Here is a 19,326-nt window from a genome sequence, read left to right as displayed (position 1 = left end):
GCAATCCCGTGAAAGCAGCTGGAATTTACCGCCGCAAGTGCTGCAATGGGGCCACCAGTTGCCGGACCGTCTGTTCGAACAGGGCCTTGCCGCCCGCAAACCAGCCGAGCGCTTGCAACTTTTCGGTGCTCATCCGGTTGATGGCAGACTTGTCTGCCGAGGCAGGCAGAGGATTGGGACAGCCGGTTTGCTGTTGCACGACCGACAAGATATCGCGGGTATCGGCGACAAGATCGGAAACATTGAAGACCTCGCCGGAGATGCGGGCGCTTTCCGTCTCCAGCATCAGCCGCACGGCGCGGCCGAGGTCGCGGCCGTGTACTTCCGTTCCGGCTCGAACGGGCGCCGGCCTGCCGCTCAGGTAATCCTCGATGAGACCCGTCCATTTGTTCGGGAGCAAGTCGCCGTAGACTTCCGTGGCGCGCAAGCTGGCCGCTGCAAAGCCCGGCCCGGCCAGATGGGCGAGCGCTCGCTCGCCGGCGAGCTTTACCTCTCCGTAAAGCGTATCCGGCTCCGGCAGCATGTCTTCGGTGAGAACAGTGCCGGGCGCTGCATCCTGATAGGCGGCGCGGCTGGAGATGAAGATGCAGCGGCGGGTACCGGCGCGCTTGGCAGTGTCGAAGAGCTTCACAGTGCCGTCGAGGTTTAGGCGACGGAAGCCGCCTGGATCATCGCCTTCGCCGCCACGATATTGACCGGGCAGGTGGCTGAGCGCGGCATGCACGAAGAAATAGGCATCGTCGAAGGCCTCGATATGGTCCTTGTCGGGATCGAGCGAAAGCGGTGCGAATTCGACGGGACGGGAGAAGAGGCGTGGCAATGGCGCGCGGCGTCCGCCAATGATGACCGAATATCCGGCGGCAAGCAGCTCCTCGACGATATAGCATCCCACCAAGCCCGTCCCGCCGGATACCAGTACCTTCATTTCGCCTCCGGGTTCATCATGGACGCAAGGTCCGGCAGGTCGTTGCCGGCATGGACGGAGTGCCAGAGATCGATCAGCGGCTTGAGCCTGGCCGCCTTCGGATGATCCTTCTCCCATGGCTTTTCATATTGGTAATGCAGGACCGAAATGCTCTTCCAGTCCCAAAGCGCGGGCATGGTGAACCATACATATTGCAGCATGTTGAAATAGACGGGGAGGCCGTGCCAATCCGGGAAGAAGGCTTCGAGGAAGGTCTGGTCGGTCCGTCGCCAGAAGGCATCCGGCTGGTCGAGCATGGCAAGCATCCGGCCAAAGGTTTCTTCGGAAGGTCTTGCGACGAAGACGCCGGAATTCATGCGGCGGAAGTCGGCAAGCGTTTCATAGACATTCGGTGCTGCGGAAAATTCGGGGTAGCCGAAGAGTTTGTCGATATTCTTCAAGACGATAGCATCGGCATCGATGAAGACGGTGCGCTCGTATTCGGTCAGTTGCCAAAGGCGAAGCTTGCAGAAATTGTCGAGCGGCGAATGAAAATCAGGCTTGCGGCCCTTAGTGAAGGGGGCAGCGGAATGAAGCTGGCCGCGGGCATGACGCTCGTTGAAGGCGCCGGAAAGCGGCAGGTGCGCGACCGCGATGAGGCGGCAGCCAAGATCGGCAAGCGGGGCAAGCGCGATTTCATCCACGCCGCCGGTATGCAGCACGACGATATTGGCCGCCGTTTTCGTGAGCCGAAGGGAGCGCACAAGCGCGGTCGCACCCTTGGCATAGTCGGCGTTCGTGACGAGGGTGATGTAGGCGTAACGCTGAGGCGACTCTCCCAATGAGATGACCGCTCCGGTCTCCGTGACGTCCATGCTCATGACACCGATTTCAGCCGCTTGCCTTCCGGGTCGCGGTCGATCGTGGCGGCGATGTCCTTGGTCCAGGCGGAGACGGCGGGAACGCGGGAGCGGTCGACGCGGTAAGCGAATTTCCTGGCGACGTCGACGATCTCGCTGAGCAAGCCCGCCTCGAGCGTGATCGGATCGAGCCCCAGATCGCGGAATTTCTCGTTCCTGACGATCAGATCGTTTTCAGGCGCTTCCTTGCGCGGGTTGGGAAGCCAGGCGATCTTCGCGCCGCTCATCCTGGCGATCATCTCGGCAAGATCGCGCACCCGATGCGTCTCGGTCATCTGGTTGAAGATCTCGACACGGGAGCCGCGTGCAGGCGGGTTCTTCAGCGCAAGCTCGATGCAGCGAACCGAATCCTGGATATGGATGAAGGCGCGCGTCTGGCCGCCTGTGCCGTGCACGGTCAGCGGGTAGCCGATCGCGGCCTGGATGAGAAAGCGGTTCAGTACGGTGCCGTAGTCGCCGTCATAGTCGAAACGGTTGATCAGTTGGGGATGACGGCAGGTCTGCTCTGTATGTGTGCCCCACACGATGCCCTGGTGCAGGTCGGTGATGCGCAGCGCATCGTTTTTCGCATAGAACTGCAGGAGCAGTTGATCCAGGCACTTGGTCATATGGTAGATCGAGCCGGGATTGGACGGATAGAGGATTTCCTGTTGCGCCATGTCGCCATCCGCCGTTTCGACGCCGACGGTCAGGTAGCCCTCGGGGATCGCCGCGCCGACGGTCGAATAGCCGTAGACGCCCATCGTGCCGAGGTGGATCAGATGAGCGTCGAGCTGTAATTCGACGAGCGCATTCAAAAGGTTATGCGTAGCGCTGACATTGTTGTTGACGGTGTAGTTCTTGTGCCGGTCGCTCTTCATCGAATAGGGTGCGGCGCGCTGCTCGGCGAAATGGACGATGGCGTCCGGCCGGTTTTCGGCAAGCCAATTCTTGAGGAGCTCGTAATCCTTGGCGAGGTCAATCAGATTGAAATGGATGCGCCGCCCGGTTTCGGCATGCCAGATGCGGGTTCGCTCCTGAATGGAATCCATCGGCGTCAGCGATTGCACGCCAAGTTCGGTGTCGATCCAGCGCCGCGAGAGATTGTCGAGAATGTGGACGTCGTGCCCCGCGTCTGAGAGATGCAGCGATGTCGGCCAGCCAATAAACCCATCTCCGCCCATCACCGCAATCTTCATCGCATTGCCTCCTGCATGTTCATCTACTATCGGGAATACTCAAGTACTGTGACGATTGTTCAAAGCTAGGGCATTGCTGCGCCTCGCCAACAGGCATGCGCGTTTGGAGAAAATTATGGCGGATAACGGCTTTTCGATTTCTGGCGCGCTGACGGAGACCGGGCACCAACTGATCCAGCGCGTCTATTACGAAGACACCGATTTCTCCGGTCTCGTCTATCACGCGCGCTATCTGCATTTCCTCGAGCGCGGCCGCACCGACTATCTTCGCTGCCTGGGCGTCGAGCAGCGCGAGCTGATCACCGCCGACGAGGAAGGGCTCGTTTTCGTCGTTCACCGCATGGAGATCGACTTCAGGAATCCGGCGCGCATGGACGATGTTCTCACCATCGTCACGCGCACCGAGAAGGCAGGCGGCGCGAAGATGGTGCTGCAACAGGACATCCGCCGTGGCGAAACGCCGCTCATCGCCGCCAAGGTCATCATTGCCGTCATCAACGCGAAGGGAAGACCGCGGCGGTTGCCCGAGGCGCTGGCAAAGCAGATGCAAATCGAGACGCAGGAGGGCTGAAAGTGCATCCCAGACATGCAGAAATGACCAAACGCGAGCCTTGCAAAAACATGACTTTTATGTGAAGGAATTCGGCGCTGCAAGGATTGCGCGGTATTCCGTCGTCGGACTTCGGTCTCTTCGTGCCAAGCCGGGAAGAAAAATTTAGCTGGTAAAGCTTTGCCGTCATACTCTGGCACTAACGATCTATTAACCATAATAGTGTCTTACTCTGAAAGTCAGAGATTGTGCGGTGCACGCCTTCCTTTGACCAAATTTGACGGCAAGGAAGGCGGAAGAAGAGCTTTAAGCTTGACCAGGGCTTTGGGCGGCGGTCGCCAGGCAATTCTTGCGAGATCACTTTCTGTGCCGCCCGGTCAAGCACCGGGCGTTTGGATTCGGGGATTTTGATAAATGGAACAAGTAGGATTGGCAGCAGCAACGGCCGACGTCAGCCTCTGGTCGCTGTTCATGCAGGCAGGCATCGTCGTCAAGCTGGTCATGCTCGGGCTGATCGCAGCCTCCGTCTGGACCTGGGCAATCGTCATCGACAAATATCTGGCCTATGGCCGCGCCCGGCGCCAGTTCGACAAGTTCGAACAGGTTTTCTGGTCGGGTCAGTCGCTGGAAGAGCTCTACAGGACACTTTCCGAACGCAACAATACCGGGCTTGCTTCGATCTTCGTCGCAGCCATGCGCGAGTGGAAGAAGTCCTTCGAGCGCGGCGCACGCTCGCCGATCGGCCTGCAGATGCGTATCGACCGGGCAATGGATGTAACGCTCGCCCGTGAAACCGAATATCTTTCCGCCCGCCTCGGGTCGCTAGCGACGATCGGCTCGGCCGGTCCGTTCATCGGTCTCTTCGGTACGGTCGTCGGTATCATGACTTCGTTCCAGGCAATCGCCGGTTCGAAGTCGACCAATCTGGCGGTCGTCGCCCCCGGTATCGCCGAGGCGCTTCTCGCCACTGCGATCGGCCTCGTGGCCGCTATCCCGGCGGTTATCGCCTACAACAAGTTCTCCGCGGATGCCGGCAAACTCTCTGGCCGCATGGAAGGCTTTGCGGACGAATTCTCCGCCATACTTTCGCGCCAGATCGACGAGAAGCTGCAGCCGCGTCAGGCCGCACAATAAACCAACGGAGTACACGATCATGGGTATGGCTGTTGGAGGCAATAACGGCGGAGGCGGAGGACGCCGTCGCCGTGGTGGCCGGAACAAGGGTGTTATTTCCGAGATCAACGTGACGCCGCTCGTCGACGTCATGCTCGTGCTGCTCATCATCTTCATGGTGGCGGCCCCGATGATGACCGTCGGCGTGCCGATCGACCTGCCGGAAACCCAGGCCAAGGCGCTCAATTCCGAAACGCAGCCGATCACCATTTCCGTCAAGAACGACGGTGCGGTGTTCCTGCAGGAAACGCCGATCCCGGCCGAAGAGATCGCCGCCAAGCTCGAAGCGATCGCGACCACCGGCTACAATGAACGCATCTTTGTGCGTGGTGATGCGACGGCGCCCTACGGCGTGATCGCCGACGTCATGGCGCGCATCCAGGGCGCGGGCTTCAAGAATATCGGTCTCGTCACGCAGCAGAAGAAGGACCAGTAGAAAGCAAGATGAAGACCAGTGTCGTCACATCTGCTGTTCTGCACGGCTTGGTGCTCGCCGCGGCTCTGGTGACCATTGGTTCGCCCGAATCGTTCAAGGTCGATGATTTCGAAGCGATGCCGGTCGATCTGGTGCCGGTCGAATCCATCACCCAGATGCAGCAGGGTGACAAGACGGCAAAGCCCAACGACAAGCCGGCGCCAAAGCCGACGTCAAAACCCGCTGATGTTGCAGACGCCGAGAACCTCGGCGACAACAAGATCGATCTGAAGACGCCGCCGATCCCGAACGCCAAGCCGAACAACAACGAAAGCACTGCCGCGCCGAAAGCCGCCGAGAAGCCGCTTCCCCAGAATGATCCCGTCCCCAACGAGGTGAAGGAGATCATGAAGGAGGACACGGTGGTCGATGAGCCGAAGGAAGTTGCATCGATTCCAGAAACCAAGCCGGAAATTGCGCCGACGCCGCCGAAGCCGGAAGAAATGCCTGCCGAACAGGCCGAGCCGCCGAAGCCGGAAGCCGAAGCGCTGCCGGACAATGTTCCGACGCCGGTGGCCAAGCCGCAGGTAAAGCCGCCCGAGCAGAAACCCGCTGAAAAGCCGCCGGAAAAAGCGCAGGACCAGCAGAAGACGGCTGACAAGCAGCCCGACAAGAAGAAAGCCGACAAGGCCCAGGAAAAGGCGAAGGCCTCGTCCTCGAAGCAGAGCGATTTCAACGCCGACGACATCGCAGCACTGCTGAACAAGCAGGAGCCTTCCAATGGCGGCGCCAAGCGCTCGACCGAAGTCGCTTCTCTGGGTGCCAAGAAGTCGAATAACACCGGCGCCAAGCTCAGCATGAGCGAGATGGATGCGCTGCGTAATGCGATTGCCGGCAACTGGCAGATCATTCCCGGCCTTGCGGACATGGACCAGGTCCGCATCACCGTCCACATGAAGCTGGACGAGAATGGCGAGATCATCGGAGATCCCGAGGTCGAAGCGACCGGCGGCAACGAATCCACACGCCGTGCACTTGCAGGCGGTGCTTATCGTGCCGTCAAACGGTCTGCGCCATTCACCAACCTTCCGAAAGACAAATATGACGCGTGGAGCGAAGTCATCGTGAACTTCGACCCCAGTCAGATGGCCCTTTAAATGCTGAAAGGCTTGCTCCTCATGACCAAGTGTTCCCTCATCCGCGCCTTCATGGTGGCTCTCGGCATGGCTGTGACGGCGGCTATCGCGACGCCTGCGCACGCGCTTGTCGAGATCAACATTAACAAGGGTAACGTCGAGCCCCTGCCGATCGCCATTACCGATTTCCTGCAGGGAGACATGGGCGCGCAAGTCTCTCAGGTGATCGCCGCCGATCTGCAGCGCTCCGGCCTCTTTGCGCCGATCAACAAGAACGCCTTCATCGAGAAGATTTCCAACCCCGATGCCGCTCCGCGTTTCGAGGACTGGAAGGTCATCAACGCGCAGGCGCTCGTCACCGGCCGCGTCACGCAGGAAGGCGATGGCCGACTTCGCGCCGAGTTCCGTCTCTGGGATTTCTTCGCCGGTCAGCAGATGACCGGCCAGCAATTCTACACGCAGCCGGAAAACTGGCGCCGCGTTGCCCACATCATTGCCGACGCGATCTATAAGCAGATCACCGGCGAAGAGGGCTATTTCGATACCCGCGTCGTCTTTGTCTCCGAGATCGGCACGAAGCAGCAGCGCAAACGCCAACTCGCGATCATGGACCAGGACGGCTTCAACGTGCGCAACCTGACGGATGGCAGCGACCTCGTTCTGACGCCGCGCTTCTCGCCGAACCGGCAGGAAGTGACCTACATGTCCTTCGCCAACCAGCAGCCGCGCGTCTACCTGCTGCAGCTCGAAACCGGACAGCGTGAAGTTGTCGGCAACTTCCCGGGCATGACCTTTTCGCCGCGCTTCTCGCCGGATGGCCAAAAAGTGGTGATGAGCCTTCAGCAGGAAGGTAACGCCAATATCTACACGATGGATCTGCGGTCGCGCACGACGACGCGCCTGACGTCGACAGCCGCGATCGATACCTCGCCATCCTATTCGCCGGATGGCGGCCGGATCGTTTTCGAAAGCGACCGCGGCGGCAAGCAGCAGATCTACGTGATGAATGCCGACGGCTCCGGCCAGACGCGTATCTCCTTCGGCGACGGCAACTATTCGACGCCGGTCTGGTCGCCACGCGGCGATCTGATCGCCTTCACCAAGCAATCGGGCGGGAAATTCTCGATCGGTGTGATGAAGCCGGACGGTTCGGGCGAGCGCATCCTGACGACGGGCTTCCACAACGAAGGCCCGACCTGGGCGCCGAACGGACGTGTGTTGATGTTCTTCCGCCAGCCCGCCGGTGCAGGCGGCCCGCAGCTCTATTCGATCGATCTGACCGGTTACAACGAGCAGGTCATCAAGACGCCGACCTACGCATCCGACCCGGCCTGGTCGCCGCTGCTTGAGTAGTGGATGAGCCGGATTTCGCCTTCTTGTCGCCGCAAAGTGCTGGAATTGGCCGATGCAGGGACAATCAACAAATTATTAACCATACTTCTTGAGCGCCGATTAACCGAGTACGGTTACAGTCCGGCAACCCTGATAAATCGCAAGGAGACCCGGCCATGAGCCGAATTCACACCCCGGCAATGAGCCGCATGCAGAATTTCGCCCGCAACCCTGTCATGATCGCACTCGTTGCCGGTCTGGCGCTTGCTGGCTGCGCCAACAAGAAGACGCCGAACAGCGCTGGCGAGCTCGGCCTCGGTGCAGGTGCCGCAACGCCGGGTTCGGCTCAGGACTTCACCGTCAACGTTGGCGACCGCATCTTCTTCGACACCGACTCTACCTCGATCCGTGCCGACGCTGCCCAGACACTCGACCGCCAGGCACAGTGGCTGGCTCGCTACCCGAACTATGCGATTACCGTCGAAGGCCATGCCGACGAGCGCGGCACGCGCGAATACAACCTCGCTCTCGGCGCCCGCCGTGCTGCCGCCACCAAGGATTACCTTTCTTCGCGCGGCGTTCCGGCTCAGCGCATGAAGACGATCTCCTACGGCAAGGAACGTCCGGTCGCCGTCTGCGACGATATTTCCTGCTGGTCGCAGAACCGCCGTGCAGTCACTGTTCTCGGCGGCGCCGGTATGTAATCCTCTCAAATATATTGTGTTGCGAAAAGGCGGCTCCTTGGCGGGCCGCCTTTCTTTTTGAACACACTTTGGCCAGACTCCGTTGCTTTTTGAAGGTAATTGGAAAAATCTCCTGTTCGTGCCATCCAGGCGCGAAGAATCACTGGGACAGGACGAAACCTATGAAGAAACTTGTCGTGGCAGGCTTGCTCTGCCTCGCGGCCGTTACCGGGACCGAGCGAGCGGCTTATTCCGCTTCGTTTCTCGGCATGAACTTTGGCGGCAAGCCTGCGCAGAGCCAGACGCAGACGCCGCCGGCCGTCAACGTGCAGAGCAGCGGCGCGGAAATGCGCGTGCAGCAACTCGAAGAGCAGCTGCGCCAGCTGAACGGCCGCATCGAGGAAATGAGCTTCCAGATCCTGCAGATGCAGGAATCGCTGCGCAAGACGCAGGAAGACAACGAATTCCGCTTCCAGGATCTGGAAAAGAGCGGCGGTGCCGCTGGATCGAAGGGCAACACGAAGAAGAGCGAGGCCGATCTGCAACCTCCGGCTTCCGGGCAGGCCGATGCACGTCCCCAGCGTCAGAACGACGATGTCGCGACGATCATCGAAACACCACAGGGAGCCGAAAGGGCTCCTCCAACGACGTTCCATCGGACAGCGGTTTTGGTCGGCCGCCGCAGCAGCTGGGCTCGATCCAGTTCGATCAGAACGGCAATCCGATCGGCGGCAGCGTGAATGAGAACGCGGAGGTCGGTTCAGCGCCGCTTCCCGACGTGAATGCCGGGACGTCGCCGCAGCAGACCGCATCTCTCGGCAGCGAGACCGATCAGTACAAGGCCGCTTACGGTCACGTCCTTTCCGGCGATTACGCGATTGCTGAAGAGCAGTTCACCCAGTATATCGCGCAGTATCCGGGAAGCGCTCGGGCTGCCGATGCCAACTTCTGGCTGGGCGAAGCGCTCTATTCCCAGGGCAAGTTCAATGAGGCCGCCAAGACCTTTCTGAATGCCCACAAGAAATACGGCTCGTCCGAAAAGGCGCCCGAAATGCTGCTGAAGCTCGGCATGTCGCTGGCAGCACTCGACAATAACGACACTGCCTGTGCGACGCTCAAGGAAGTCACCAAGCGTTACCCGAAGGCTTCGCGCGCTGTCATAAGCAAGGTCGCGAGCGAACAGAAGCGCCTCTCCTGCTGAGGATTCCGGTTTGTCTCCGGACACCGTGCTTTCGCCCGAGGCAGCGGCCCGCCGCTTTCTCCGTTCGGCTTTCCAGCCCGACGCGTATTCTCGTCGCGATCTCCGGCGGCAGCGATTCGACCGGTCTGCTTCTTGCACTTTTGGAAGCGCTGAAGGCCGAACCCAATTCCCAAATTTCCCTATGCGCCGCGACGATCGACCACGATCTGCGCGCAGAATCGGCAGATGAGGCGCGCCATGTCGCAGCCTTATGCAAATCGCTCGGCATTGCCCACGTGATCCATGTCTGGCGCGATCCCAAACCAAAAACCGGCATCATGGTGGCCGCCCGCGAGGCACGTTACGAACTGCTCGCAGATGCCGCGGCGGAACTTGGCGCTAATCTCATCGTGACGGCGCATACGCTGGACGACCAGCGGGAGACGCGAGCGATGCGCGGCGCGCGCAGCGACAACCCCTCCACCGGGATCGCCGATGCCGTTCTCTTTGAGCGCCGGGTCTGGATCGCCCGGCCGTTTCTTTCGTGCCTGCGCGCCGATATCCGCGCATTCTCTCGGCCCGCGCAGTGCCTTGGCTCGATGATCCAAGCAATGAGGATCTTAAATATGAGCGCGTGCGAACGCGCGCGGCATTGGCCGGTGAGGGCGCCCCGGAGGCAGAAGCTTACGGCGCCGAGATCCGCTTGGAGCTTTCACGGCAGGCGGCCCTATGGCTCGGCCGTCATTTTACCCTTCCGTGCGAAGGACTGGGCCGCGTGGAGAGAGATGGACTTGAGGCGCCCCTGGACGTGCTCGGTTATGCGCTCGGCCGTCTTGCGGCCGTTTTCGGCGGACAGCGCTTTGCGCCAGGCCGCATGCAGATGGATCGCATTCTCGGTTTCGTAACCGCCGGCACGCCCGGACGCATGACCGCAAGCAGAGTGGTTTTCGATCTAAGACGCGACGGCCTTTACCTTGTCCGCGAAAGCCGCGGCATCTTGCCACTGGTCGTTGCGCCCGGAGAGCGCGGCATTTGGGATGGCCGGTTTGTTGTCGAGAATAGCTCGTCGTTCGATCTGACGGTTATCGCACGTTCCGCCAACCCCTCCCTCATTCCCGTGCTTGTCACGGCAATCCAGCCACGGCGCGTGGCGCATTTGCCAAAAGCTGCGCTCAAACGGGCCCTGGGAGCTCAACCACACATTTTCGTCGCCGCTGACGCGAACCTGTGCATGAATTCTCATCCGGATGTCACTCTAACGCGGTATTTTGCGCTGTTCGACCGCTTTTTGACACGATTTGATCTCATCTTTGCTGAAAGCCTCGCGGCGGCTTTTGGAATGCGCCCCTATCCAAGCCCGCCTTTAGGGCTTATTGACGGAAAAGCCATCTGACAGAGTGTATCGCCTTGGCAACGGCACAGCGCAACCCTATGTTAGAAGCCAAATAAGACGGCTGCCATGAGGCGGTTGTTGCAGTGCTGGGGAGTTCAATGAACCCTAACTTACGTAATTTCGCCTTGTGGGCAATCATAGCGCTTCTGCTGATTGCCCTTTTCAGCATGTTTCAGACGACGCCGGCGCAGACCGGCTCGCGCGACATACCCTATTCGCAGTTCGTGCGTGAGGTCGATGCGGGCCGCGTCAAGGAAGTCGTCGTCACGGGCAACCGTGTGTCGGGAAGCTATGTTGAAAACGGCACCACCTTCCAGACCTATTCTCCTGTCATAGATGACAACCTGCTCGAGCGCCTGCAGTCGAAAAACGTCCTAGTTTCGGCCCGGCCTGAAACCGATGGTTCGTCAGGCTTCCTGAGCTATCTCGGCACGCTGCTGCCGATGCTGCTCATTCTCGGCGTCTGGCTGTTCTTCATGCGGCAGATGCAAGGCGGCTCGCGTGGCGCGATGGGCTTCGGCAAATCGAAGGCCAAGCTGCTCACGGAGGCGCATGGCCGCGTCACCTTCGATGACGTCGCAGGCGTCGACGAAGCCAAGCAGGACTTGGAAGAAATCGTCGAATTCCTGCGCGATCCGCAGAAGTTCCAGCGCCTCGGCGGCAAGATCCCGCGCGGCGTGCTGCTTGTCGGCCCTCCGGGTACCGGCAAGACGCTGCTCGCCCGCTCCGTTGCCGGCGAAGCCAACGTTCCGTTCTTCACCATCTCGGGTTCTGACTTCGTCGAAATGTTCGTCGGCGTTGGCGCAAGTCGCGCGTCCGCGACATGTTCGAGCAGGCGAAGAAGAATGCGCCCTGCATCATCTTCATCGACGAAATCGACGCCGTCGGCCGCCATCGTGGCGCCGGTCTCGGCGGTGGTAACGACGAACGCGAACAGACGCTCAACCAGTTGCTGGTCGAGATGGACGGCTTCGAGGCCAATGAGGGCATCATCCTGATCGCCGCGACCAACCGCCCGGACGTTCTCGACCCCGCGCTGCTGCGTCCGGGCCGTTTCGACCGTCAGGTTGTCGTTCCGAACCCGGATATCGTTGGCCGCGAGCGCATCCTCAAGGTACACGCCCGCAACGTTCCGCTGGCGCCGAATGTCGACCTCAAGGTTCTGGCCCGCGGTACGCCGGGCTTCTCCGGTGCTGACCTGATGAACCTCGTCAACGAAGCCGCCCTGATGGCCGCACGCCGCAACAAGCGCGTCGTCACCATGCAGGAGTTCGAAGACGCCAAGGACAAGATCATGATGGGCGCCGAGCGCCGCTCTTCGGCGATGACCGAAGCGGAAAAGAAGCTCACGGCCTATCACGAAGCCGGCCATGCGATCACGGCGCTCAACGTCGCCGTCGCCGATCCGCTGCACAAGGCAACGATCATTCCGCGCGGCCGTTCTCTCGGCATGGTCATGCAGCTGCCCGAAGGCGACCGTTACTCGATGAGCTATAAGTGGATGGTCTCGCGCCTCTGCATCATGATGGGCGGCCGCGTTGCGGAAGAACTCACCTTCGGCAAGGAGAATATCACCTCCGGTGCGTCTTCGGATATCGAGCAGGCCACCAAGCTTGCCCGCGCCATGGTCACGCAGTGGGGCTTTTCCGACCAGCTCGGTCAGGTTGCCTATGGCGAAAACCAGCAGGAGGTCTTCCTCGGCCATTCCGTATCGCAATCGAAGAACGTTTCCGAGGCCACGGCTCAAAAAATCGACAACGAAGTGCGTCGGCTTATTGACGAGGCATACACGCAGGCGCGCGATATCCTCACCGAAAAGCACGACGATTTCGTCGCGCTGGCCGAAGGATTGCTTGAGTACGAAACGCTGACCGGCGAGGAAATCAAGGCGCTGCTGCGTGGTGAAAAGCCCGCTCGCGACCTTGGCGACGATTCGCCGCCGAGCCGCGGCTCGGCCGTGCCGAAAGCCGGCGCACGCCCGGCTTCCAAGGGCGACGAGCCGGAAGCAGGGCTCGAGCCCCAGCCGCATTGACGGAAAGCAACTAAAACGAACAAGGCCGGATTTTCCAGCAGAAGATCCGGCCTTTTTCCGTCGGTAACGGGATATAATCAATTTTCTTGGTAATTTACGTGATGGCGCCTAGGATTTGTGGCATGCCGCTATCATGAAGAGGCCGCAATGAGGCTTTGTATTGGGGCGAATCGTCTCTGCGGCTTGAATTGCTTGGCGCAACGCGCTGCCTTCTTGGCGCGCTGACAGCATAGGGGAGCATATGAAAAGACGTTACTTCGGCACAGACGGCATTCGCGGGCAGTCGAATATCTTCCCGATGACGCCGGATCTGGCGATGCGGGTCGGCATTGCAGTCGGTACGATCTTCCGCCGCGGTAATCACCGCCATCGCGTGGTCATCGGCAAAGACACGCGTCTCTCCGGCTATATGCTGGAAAATGCCATGGTGGCGGGCTTCACGGCTGCAGGTGTCGATGCATTCGTCCTTGGCCCGATCCCGACACCCGCCGTCGCCATGCTGACGCGTTCGCTGCGTGCCGATATCGGCGTCATGATTTCCGCCTCGCATAATCCATACGAGGACAATGGCATCAAGCTCTTCGGCCCCGACGGCTACAAGCTTTCCGACGATATCGAAATACAGATCGAAGACTTGATGGAGAAGGATCTCCACACGCAACTTGCCAAGTCCGACGACATCGGCCGTGCCAAGCGCATCGATGGCGTGCATGACCGCTACATCGAGCATGCGAAGCGCACGCTGCCGCGCGATGTCACGCTGCAGGGCCTGAGGATTGCGATCGACTGCGCCAATGGTGCCGCCTATAAAGTGGCACCGGCCGTGCTTTGGGAACTCGGCGCCGATGTCGTTACGATCGGCAACGAGCCGAACGGCATCAACATCAATCTCAACTGCGGTTCCACCAGCCCCGTCGCCTTGCAGAAGAAGGTCGACGAAGTGCGGGCCGATATCGGTATCGCGCTCGATGGCGACGCCGATCGGGTCATCATCGTGGATGAAAACGGCACGATGGTCGACGGCGACCAGCTGATGGCGGTGATCGCCGAAACCTGGGCGGAGAACCAGCAGCTTCGCGGCAACGGCATCGTTGCGACCGTGATGTCAAACCTTGGCCTGGAACGCTTTCTCGAAGGCAAGGGGATGGGTCTTGCCCGCACCAAGGTCGGCGACCGCTATGTCGTCGAGCACATGCGCCAGCACAATTTCAACGTCGGCGGCGAACAGTCCGGGCATATCGTGCTCTCGGACTACGGCACGACTGGCGATGGCCTTGTTGCCGCGCTGCAGATTCTTGCTGCCGTCAAGCGCACTGGCAAGACCGTCAGCGAAGTCTGCCGCCGCTTCGAGCCGGTGCCGCAGCTTCTGCGCAATGTCCGCATTTCCGGCGGCAAGCCGCTGGAAGACCTACAGGTGCAGCAGGCAATCGCCGATGCGGAGGCCGAGCTTTCCAAGAACGGCCGCCTCGTCATCCGCCCCTCCGGCACCGAACCGCTGATCCGCGTCATGGCGGAAGGCGACGACCGGGCGCAGATCGAGCGCATTGTCAACGAGCTGATCGGCACGATCTCGGGCGTCCGTACCGCCGCTTAGTTCTGCCTTCGATGATCGATCACAGCCGGCGCCGATGCGCCGGCTTTTTTTATGCCCGCGTCCAGCACAATCTTATTGGATGAATTGACTTATCGGCGTGGAGGCATAGCTTTTTGTTGATCGCACAAGTGTCACCCGCCTGCAGCGGCGACAACACGGCAAGCCATATTGCGATAGAAAGATGGCGCCGGCCGTCGTTTCAGGCAACCTGGGAGGATTGGGTTGTCATGCGGTATCGCGTTCTTTTAGCCGGCTTATGTGTTGCCATGCTTCCTGCTTTTGGCGTGAACGCCCAGGAGGGCGATGCCACGGCGGGCGCTACTGTTTTCAAAAAATGCGCCATATGCCATGTGGCCGATACGGACAAGAACAAGGTCGGTCCGTCGCTGAACCGGATCCTTGGCAGGAAGGCGGCGACGCATCCGAATTTCAGCTATTCTCCGGCAATGAAGAAGGCAGGCGAGGGCGGGCTCGTTTGGGACGAGGCAACACTGCGCGACTATCTCCACGATCCCAAGGGGAAGATAAAGGGAACGAAGATGGTGTTTGCCGGGCTGAAGGACGACAGCGAGATCAACAATCTCATCGCTTACCTCAAGCAGTTTTCCCAATAGATGTGATGCGAATGCCTGACGGTCACCGCAGCGGCGCTTTTCGCCGTCGTCATTGTCCACACGACTTGTTCGTGAGATAATGCTAAAAATACACCGACGGATTGCGGATTTCGCCCTGTGGCAAGTCACGGTTCAAGGAGCAGGCAATGGCTATCGTGCTGGTTCTGGTTCTGCTGGTCGTAGGATCCGTCGTGTTCCATTTGCTGAGCCCGTGGTGGTGGACGCCGATCGCCTCCAACTGGAGCTACATCGACGACACTCTACTGATCACCTTTGCGATCACCGGTCTGGTGTTCGTGGCGGTGGGTTCCTTCATGGCCTATTGCGTGTTCCGGTTCCGGCACAAACCCGGAAACCAGGCCGCCTATGAGCCGGAAAACAGGCGGCTGGAGATATGGCTTGCGGTGGCAACCTCCGTCGGAGTTGCCGCGATGCTCGCGCCCGGGCTCGTCGTGTGGAACCAGTTCATCACCGTGCCCGCCGATGCGCACCAGATCGAGGTCGTCGCTCAACAGTGGCAGTGGAGTTTCCGGATGCCGGGCGCAGACGGACGGCTGGGGAAATCCGATACCCGTGAGGTCAGCCCGGAAAATCCCCTTGGCCTGAACAAGAACGACACCGCAGGGCTCGATGACGTGATCGTCGAGGGAGGTGAATTGCACCTGCCGATCGGCAAACCGGTCAAGGTCCTGCTTCGTTCGATCGACGTCCTTCATGATTTCTACGTGCCTGAGTTCCGGGCAAAGATGGATATGATCCCCGGCATGGTGACCTATTTCTGGTTTACGCCGACGCGCACGGGAACGTTCGAAATCCTTTGCGCCGAGCTGTGCGGCGTCGGGCATTCGCAAATGCGCGGAACGGTCATGATCGATGAGGAGGTCGCCTACCAGGCCTGGTTGGCGGAGCAGACGACATTCACGCAGATGCTGGCATCGGGGGAAGCGCAGCCAGCAGAACAGGCGCAGTAACTATCGGAGGAACAGGGAGGACGGACATATCATGGTCGATATTCGATCGGGCGCCGGGGAGGTCATCCCGCCTGCAGAAGTCGAAGATGTGGAACTTTACCATCCGAAGAGCTGGTGGACGAAATATGTCTTCAGCCAGGATGCCAAGATCATTGCCGTCCAATACTCGGTGACGGCGATGGCGATCGGTTTCGTGGCGCTCGTCCTGTCCTGGTTGATGCGCCTGCAGCTTGCCTTTCCCGGTTACTTCGCTTTCATCGACGCGGAGCACTATTACCAGTTCATCACCATGCATGGCATGATCATGGTGATCTATCTTCTGACCGCGCTGTTTCTCGGCGGTTTCGGCAACTACCTTATTCCCCTGATGCTCGGCGCCAGGGACATGGTGTTTCCCTATGCCAACATGCTGAGTTACTGGATTTATCTGCTCGCCGTGCTGGTGCTCGTCGCCGGATTTTTCGCGCCCGGCGGACCAACCGGCGCCGGCTGGACGCTCTATCCGCCGCAAGCCATTCTTTCGGGCACGCCCGGTGGACAGGATTGGGGCATCATTCTCATGCTGTCGTCGCTGATCCTGTTCATCATCGGCTTCACGATGGGTGGCCTGAATTATGTCGTGACCGTGCTGCAGGGACGCGCGCGCGGCATGACGCTGATGCGCATGCCGCTGACGGTCTGGGGAATTTTCACCGCGACGGTCATGGCGCTGCTTGCCTTTCCCGCACTTTTCGTTGCCGCCGTGATGATGCTGTTCGACCGGCTGCTCGGGACGAGCTTCTTTATGCCTGCCATCGTGGAGATGGGCACGCAGTTGCAGCAGGGTGGCGGCAGTCCGATCCTTTTCCAGCATCTCTTCTGGTTCTTCGGTCATCCGGAGGTCTATATCGTGGCGCTTCCCGCCTTCGGGATCGTCTCCGATCTCATTAGCACGCATGCGCGAAAGAATATCTTCGGCTACCGCATGATGGTCTGGGCGATCCTGATCATCGGGGCGCTCAGCTTCATTGTCTGGGCGCATCACATGTATGTCAGCGGCATGAACCCGAATTTCGGCTTCTTTTTTGCCGTCACGACGCTCATCATTGCGGTGCCGACCGCCATCAAGGTCTATAACTGGGTGCTGACGCTCTGGCGCGGCGATATCCACCTGACGCTGCCGATGCTTTTTGCGCTCGCCTTCATTCTGACTTTCGTCAATGGCGGCCTGACGGGACTGTTCCTCGGCAATGTGGTCGTCGACGTGCCGCTGTCCGATACGATGTTCGTCGTGGCGCATTTCCACATGGTGATGGGCGTGGCACCGATCCTGGTCATTTTCGGTGCGATCTATCATTGGTATCCGAAGGTGACCGGACGCATGCTGGACGAGACGCTGGGGCACATCCATTTCTGGACCACGTTCATCGGCACCTATGCAATCTTCTTTCCCATGCACTATCTCGGCCTGGTGGGCGTGCCGCGCCGCTATTACGAGATGGGCGAGACGGCTTTCGTTCCGCCGTCCGCCGATACGCTGAACGTTTTCATCACCGCGGCCGCGCTGATTGTCGGGGCAGCGCAGATCGTCTTCCTGTTCAATCTGGTCTGGAGCCTTTTCAGGGGCCGGGAAGCCGGCGGCAATCCGTGGCGTGCGACAACGCTGGAATGGCAGACGCCGCAGACCCCGCCGGTGCATGGCAACTGGGGCAAGGAACTGCCGGTGGTCTACCGTTGGGCGTATGATTACAGCGTGCCGGGCAATAGCCAGGACTTCCTTGCGCAGAATGATCCGGGCACCGCCCGGACGGCGGCGGGAGCAGCTTCATGAGCGTCATGATGATCTTCCTGGCGGTCATCGCCGTCATCGTCCTCTGGTGGATGACCCAGCACCGGCTGACATCCAAGCCGTGGCTGGAAGTGGGACTGGTGACCGAGTCGGCTGGCCAAGAGCGGTTGCCGATCGCGCCGGCCAGGGTCGGGCTCGGCATTTTCCTCGCCGTCGTTGGCGCGCTCTTTGCGCTTCTGATTAGCGCCTACTTCATGCGCATGGCGGCAGCCGACTGGTGGGCGACGCCCATTCCCCGGCTTCTCTGGGTAAACACCGCCGCGCTTGCGCTCAGCAGCGCCGCGCTCGAATGGGCAAAGGGCGAGGCACGCCGCGGTCGTAGCGACATCATGCGGGTTGCGCTCCTTTTGGGGTTGGCGACGGCATTCCTCTTTCTCGCCGGACAGGTGATGGCGTGGCGGGAGCTTGCGGCAGCCGGTTACGTGCTTGCCGACAATCCTGCCAACAGCTTCTTCTACATGCTGACGGGCCTGCACGGCCTGCACATTCTGGGCGGTCTGGCGGTGCTCGGCCGCACGACGGGCAGGGCCTTCGACAGTCGTTTCCCTGCCCGCAGGTTGCACCTCAGCCTCGAGCTCTGCGCCGTGTACTGGCATTTCATGCTTTTCGTCTGGGTAATTCTCTTCGCACTCTTTGCCGGCTGGGCGAATGATTTCGTCGATCTCTGCCGCCAGCTGATTTCCTGAGGGATGAAGGATGGCTGAATATACGCAAGCGCAAACCGGCGGAACACTCCAGCGGCCCGAAGGCCTGCGTGGGATCGCGGCCGATCTCTCTTCCGACCAGCGGGCGTTCAAGAACGTCTCGTGGGGGAAGGCCATGATGTGGATCTTCCTCCTCAGCGACACCTTCGTCTTCGGCTGCTTTCTGCTTGCCTATATGACTGCGCGCATGTCTACGCCTGTCGATTGGCCGAATCCCAGCGAGGTCTTCGCACTTCATATCGGTGGGCAGGAATTGCCGCTGATCCTGATCGCCATCATGACCTTCGTCCTCATCAGCAGTTCCGGCACGATGGCGATGGCTGTCAATTTTGGATATCGCCGCGAACGCGGCCGGACGGCTGCCCTGATGCTGTTGACAGCGATTCTCGGCGCGACATTCGTCGGCATGCAGGCGTTCGAATGGACGAAACTGATCTCGGAAGGCGTACGGCCCTGGGAAAATCCCTGGGGTGCGGCGCAATTCGGTTCGTCGTTCTTTATGATCACCGGATTCCACGGCACCCATGTCACTTTCGGCGTGATCTTCCTTCTGATCGTCGCCCGCAAGGTCTGGCGCGGTGATTTCGACACGGAGCGGCGGGGCTTTTTTACCAGCCGCAAGGGTGATTACGAGATCGTCGAGATCATGGGTCTCTACTGGCACTTCGTCGATCTCGTCTGGGTGTTCATCTTCGCATTCTTCTATTTGTGGTGAGGAC

Annotated in this window: 17 protein-coding genes and 2 pseudogenes; 16 read left to right on the top strand and 3 right to left on the bottom strand. The window is 60.1% G+C overall.

Features of this window, described 5'->3' with window-relative positions:
• Nucleotides 1–25 precede the first annotated feature (25 nt).
• From ACW4PC_RS10470 to ACW4PC_RS10460, 3 genes are read right to left on the bottom strand one after another with little or no spacing between them, the layout of a single operon-like run.
• Nucleotides 26–925 (bottom strand): NAD-dependent epimerase/dehydratase family protein, encoded by a 900-nt coding sequence (locus ACW4PC_RS10470; protein WP_455873766.1) that lies wholly within the window; start codon nucleotides 923–925, stop codon nucleotides 26–28.
• Nucleotides 922–1,779, bottom strand: a complete 858-nt coding sequence (locus ACW4PC_RS10465; RefSeq protein WP_455874985.1) for a glycosyltransferase — start codon at nucleotides 1,777–1,779, stop codon at nucleotides 922–924. Before ACW4PC_RS10465 ends, ACW4PC_RS10470 begins: the two co-directional genes overlap by 4 nt.
• A gap of 2 nt (nucleotides 1,780–1,781) precedes the next feature.
• Complete coding sequence (locus tag ACW4PC_RS10460; RefSeq protein WP_239597056.1) at nucleotides 1,782–3,002, bottom strand: NAD-dependent epimerase/dehydratase family protein; 1,221 nt, start codon at nucleotides 3,000–3,002, stop codon at nucleotides 1,782–1,784.
• Nucleotides 3,003–3,117: 115 nt separating this feature from the next.
• Here ACW4PC_RS10460 and ybgC point away from each other — a divergent pair, with 115 nt between their 5' ends.
• The 16 genes and pseudogenes from ybgC (at nucleotide 3,118) to ACW4PC_RS10380 (ending at nucleotide 19,322) form a co-directional block, all read left to right on the top strand.
• Nucleotides 3,118–3,573 carry a tol-pal system-associated acyl-CoA thioesterase gene (gene ybgC / locus ACW4PC_RS10455; protein ID WP_455873765.1) on the top strand — a complete coding sequence of 152 codons (456 nt, stop codon included), beginning with the start codon at nucleotides 3,118–3,120 and terminating at the stop codon, nucleotides 3,571–3,573.
• Nucleotides 3,574–3,966: 393 nt separating this feature from the next.
• Nucleotides 3,967–4,686: a protein TolQ gene (gene tolQ, locus ACW4PC_RS10450; protein WP_022715757.1), complete on the top strand. Its 720-nt coding sequence runs from the start codon at nucleotides 3,967–3,969 to the stop codon at nucleotides 4,684–4,686.
• A 19-nt stretch (nucleotides 4,687–4,705) separates the two neighbouring features.
• A complete protein-coding gene (gene tolR / locus ACW4PC_RS10445) occupies nucleotides 4,706–5,161 on the top strand; it encodes a protein TolR (RefSeq protein ID WP_022715756.1) in 456 nt (151 codons plus the stop codon).
• Between the two features lie 8 nt (nucleotides 5,162–5,169).
• Nucleotides 5,170–6,297, top strand: coding sequence for a prolipoprotein diacylglyceryl transferase (locus ACW4PC_RS10440; RefSeq protein WP_092586834.1), 1,128 nt, complete (start codon nucleotides 5,170–5,172; stop codon nucleotides 6,295–6,297).
• Between the two features lie 21 nt (nucleotides 6,298–6,318).
• Complete coding sequence (gene tolB, locus ACW4PC_RS10435; protein WP_455873764.1) at nucleotides 6,319–7,629, top strand: Tol-Pal system beta propeller repeat protein TolB; 1,311 nt, start codon at nucleotides 6,319–6,321, stop codon at nucleotides 7,627–7,629.
• Between the two features lie 155 nt (nucleotides 7,630–7,784).
• A complete protein-coding gene (pal, locus tag ACW4PC_RS10430; protein WP_074069591.1) occupies nucleotides 7,785–8,312 on the top strand; it encodes a peptidoglycan-associated lipoprotein Pal in 528 nt (175 codons plus the stop codon).
• 161 nt (nucleotides 8,313–8,473) lie between these two features.
• Nucleotides 8,474–9,492, top strand: a pseudogene (gene ybgF / locus ACW4PC_RS10425) (tol-pal system protein YbgF).
• Nucleotides 9,493–9,632: 140 nt separating this feature from the next.
• Nucleotides 9,633–10,376 (top strand): tRNA lysidine(34) synthetase TilS, encoded by a 744-nt coding sequence (tilS, locus tag ACW4PC_RS10420; RefSeq protein WP_455873763.1) that lies wholly within the window; start codon nucleotides 9,633–9,635, stop codon nucleotides 10,374–10,376.
• Nucleotides 10,352–10,864, top strand: coding sequence for a hypothetical protein (locus ACW4PC_RS10415; protein WP_455873762.1), 513 nt, complete (start codon nucleotides 10,352–10,354; stop codon nucleotides 10,862–10,864). The genes tilS and ACW4PC_RS10415 overlap by 25 nt, the downstream gene beginning before the upstream one ends.
• A 98-nt stretch (nucleotides 10,865–10,962) precedes the next feature.
• Nucleotides 10,963–12,896 (top strand): annotated as a pseudogene (ftsH, locus tag ACW4PC_RS10410) (ATP-dependent zinc metalloprotease FtsH).
• 241 nt (nucleotides 12,897–13,137) lie between these two features.
• Nucleotides 13,138–14,490 carry a phosphoglucosamine mutase gene (glmM, locus tag ACW4PC_RS10405; RefSeq protein WP_455873761.1) on the top strand — a complete coding sequence of 451 codons (1,353 nt, stop codon included), beginning with the start codon at nucleotides 13,138–13,140 and terminating at the stop codon, nucleotides 14,488–14,490.
• A gap of 227 nt (nucleotides 14,491–14,717) precedes the next feature.
• Entirely contained in the window at nucleotides 14,718–15,104 is a 387-nt protein-coding gene (locus ACW4PC_RS10400; protein ID WP_455873760.1) for a c-type cytochrome, read from the top strand.
• A gap of 146 nt (nucleotides 15,105–15,250) precedes the next feature.
• Nucleotides 15,251–16,075, top strand: coding sequence for a cytochrome c oxidase subunit II (locus tag ACW4PC_RS10395; protein ID WP_455873759.1), 825 nt, complete (start codon nucleotides 15,251–15,253; stop codon nucleotides 16,073–16,075).
• A gap of 31 nt (nucleotides 16,076–16,106) precedes the next feature.
• A complete protein-coding gene (gene ctaD, locus ACW4PC_RS10390) occupies nucleotides 16,107–17,885 on the top strand; it encodes a cytochrome c oxidase subunit I (RefSeq protein WP_455873758.1) in 1,779 nt (592 codons plus the stop codon).
• Nucleotides 17,882–18,589 carry a cytochrome c oxidase subunit 3 gene (locus ACW4PC_RS10385; protein WP_455873757.1) on the top strand — a complete coding sequence of 236 codons (708 nt, stop codon included), beginning with the start codon at nucleotides 17,882–17,884 and terminating at the stop codon, nucleotides 18,587–18,589. The genes ctaD and ACW4PC_RS10385 overlap by 4 nt, the downstream gene beginning before the upstream one ends.
• A gap of 10 nt (nucleotides 18,590–18,599) precedes the next feature.
• Nucleotides 18,600–19,322, top strand: a complete 723-nt coding sequence (locus tag ACW4PC_RS10380) for a heme-copper oxidase subunit III family protein (RefSeq protein WP_455873756.1) — start codon at nucleotides 18,600–18,602, stop codon at nucleotides 19,320–19,322.
• The last annotated feature ends 4 nt before the right edge of the window (nucleotides 19,323–19,326 follow it).

The organism is Rhizobium yanglingense (assembly GCF_977109285.1).
Note: the sequence above shows the minus strand (reverse complement) of the source record. Positions and strands in the feature narration are given on the sequence as shown.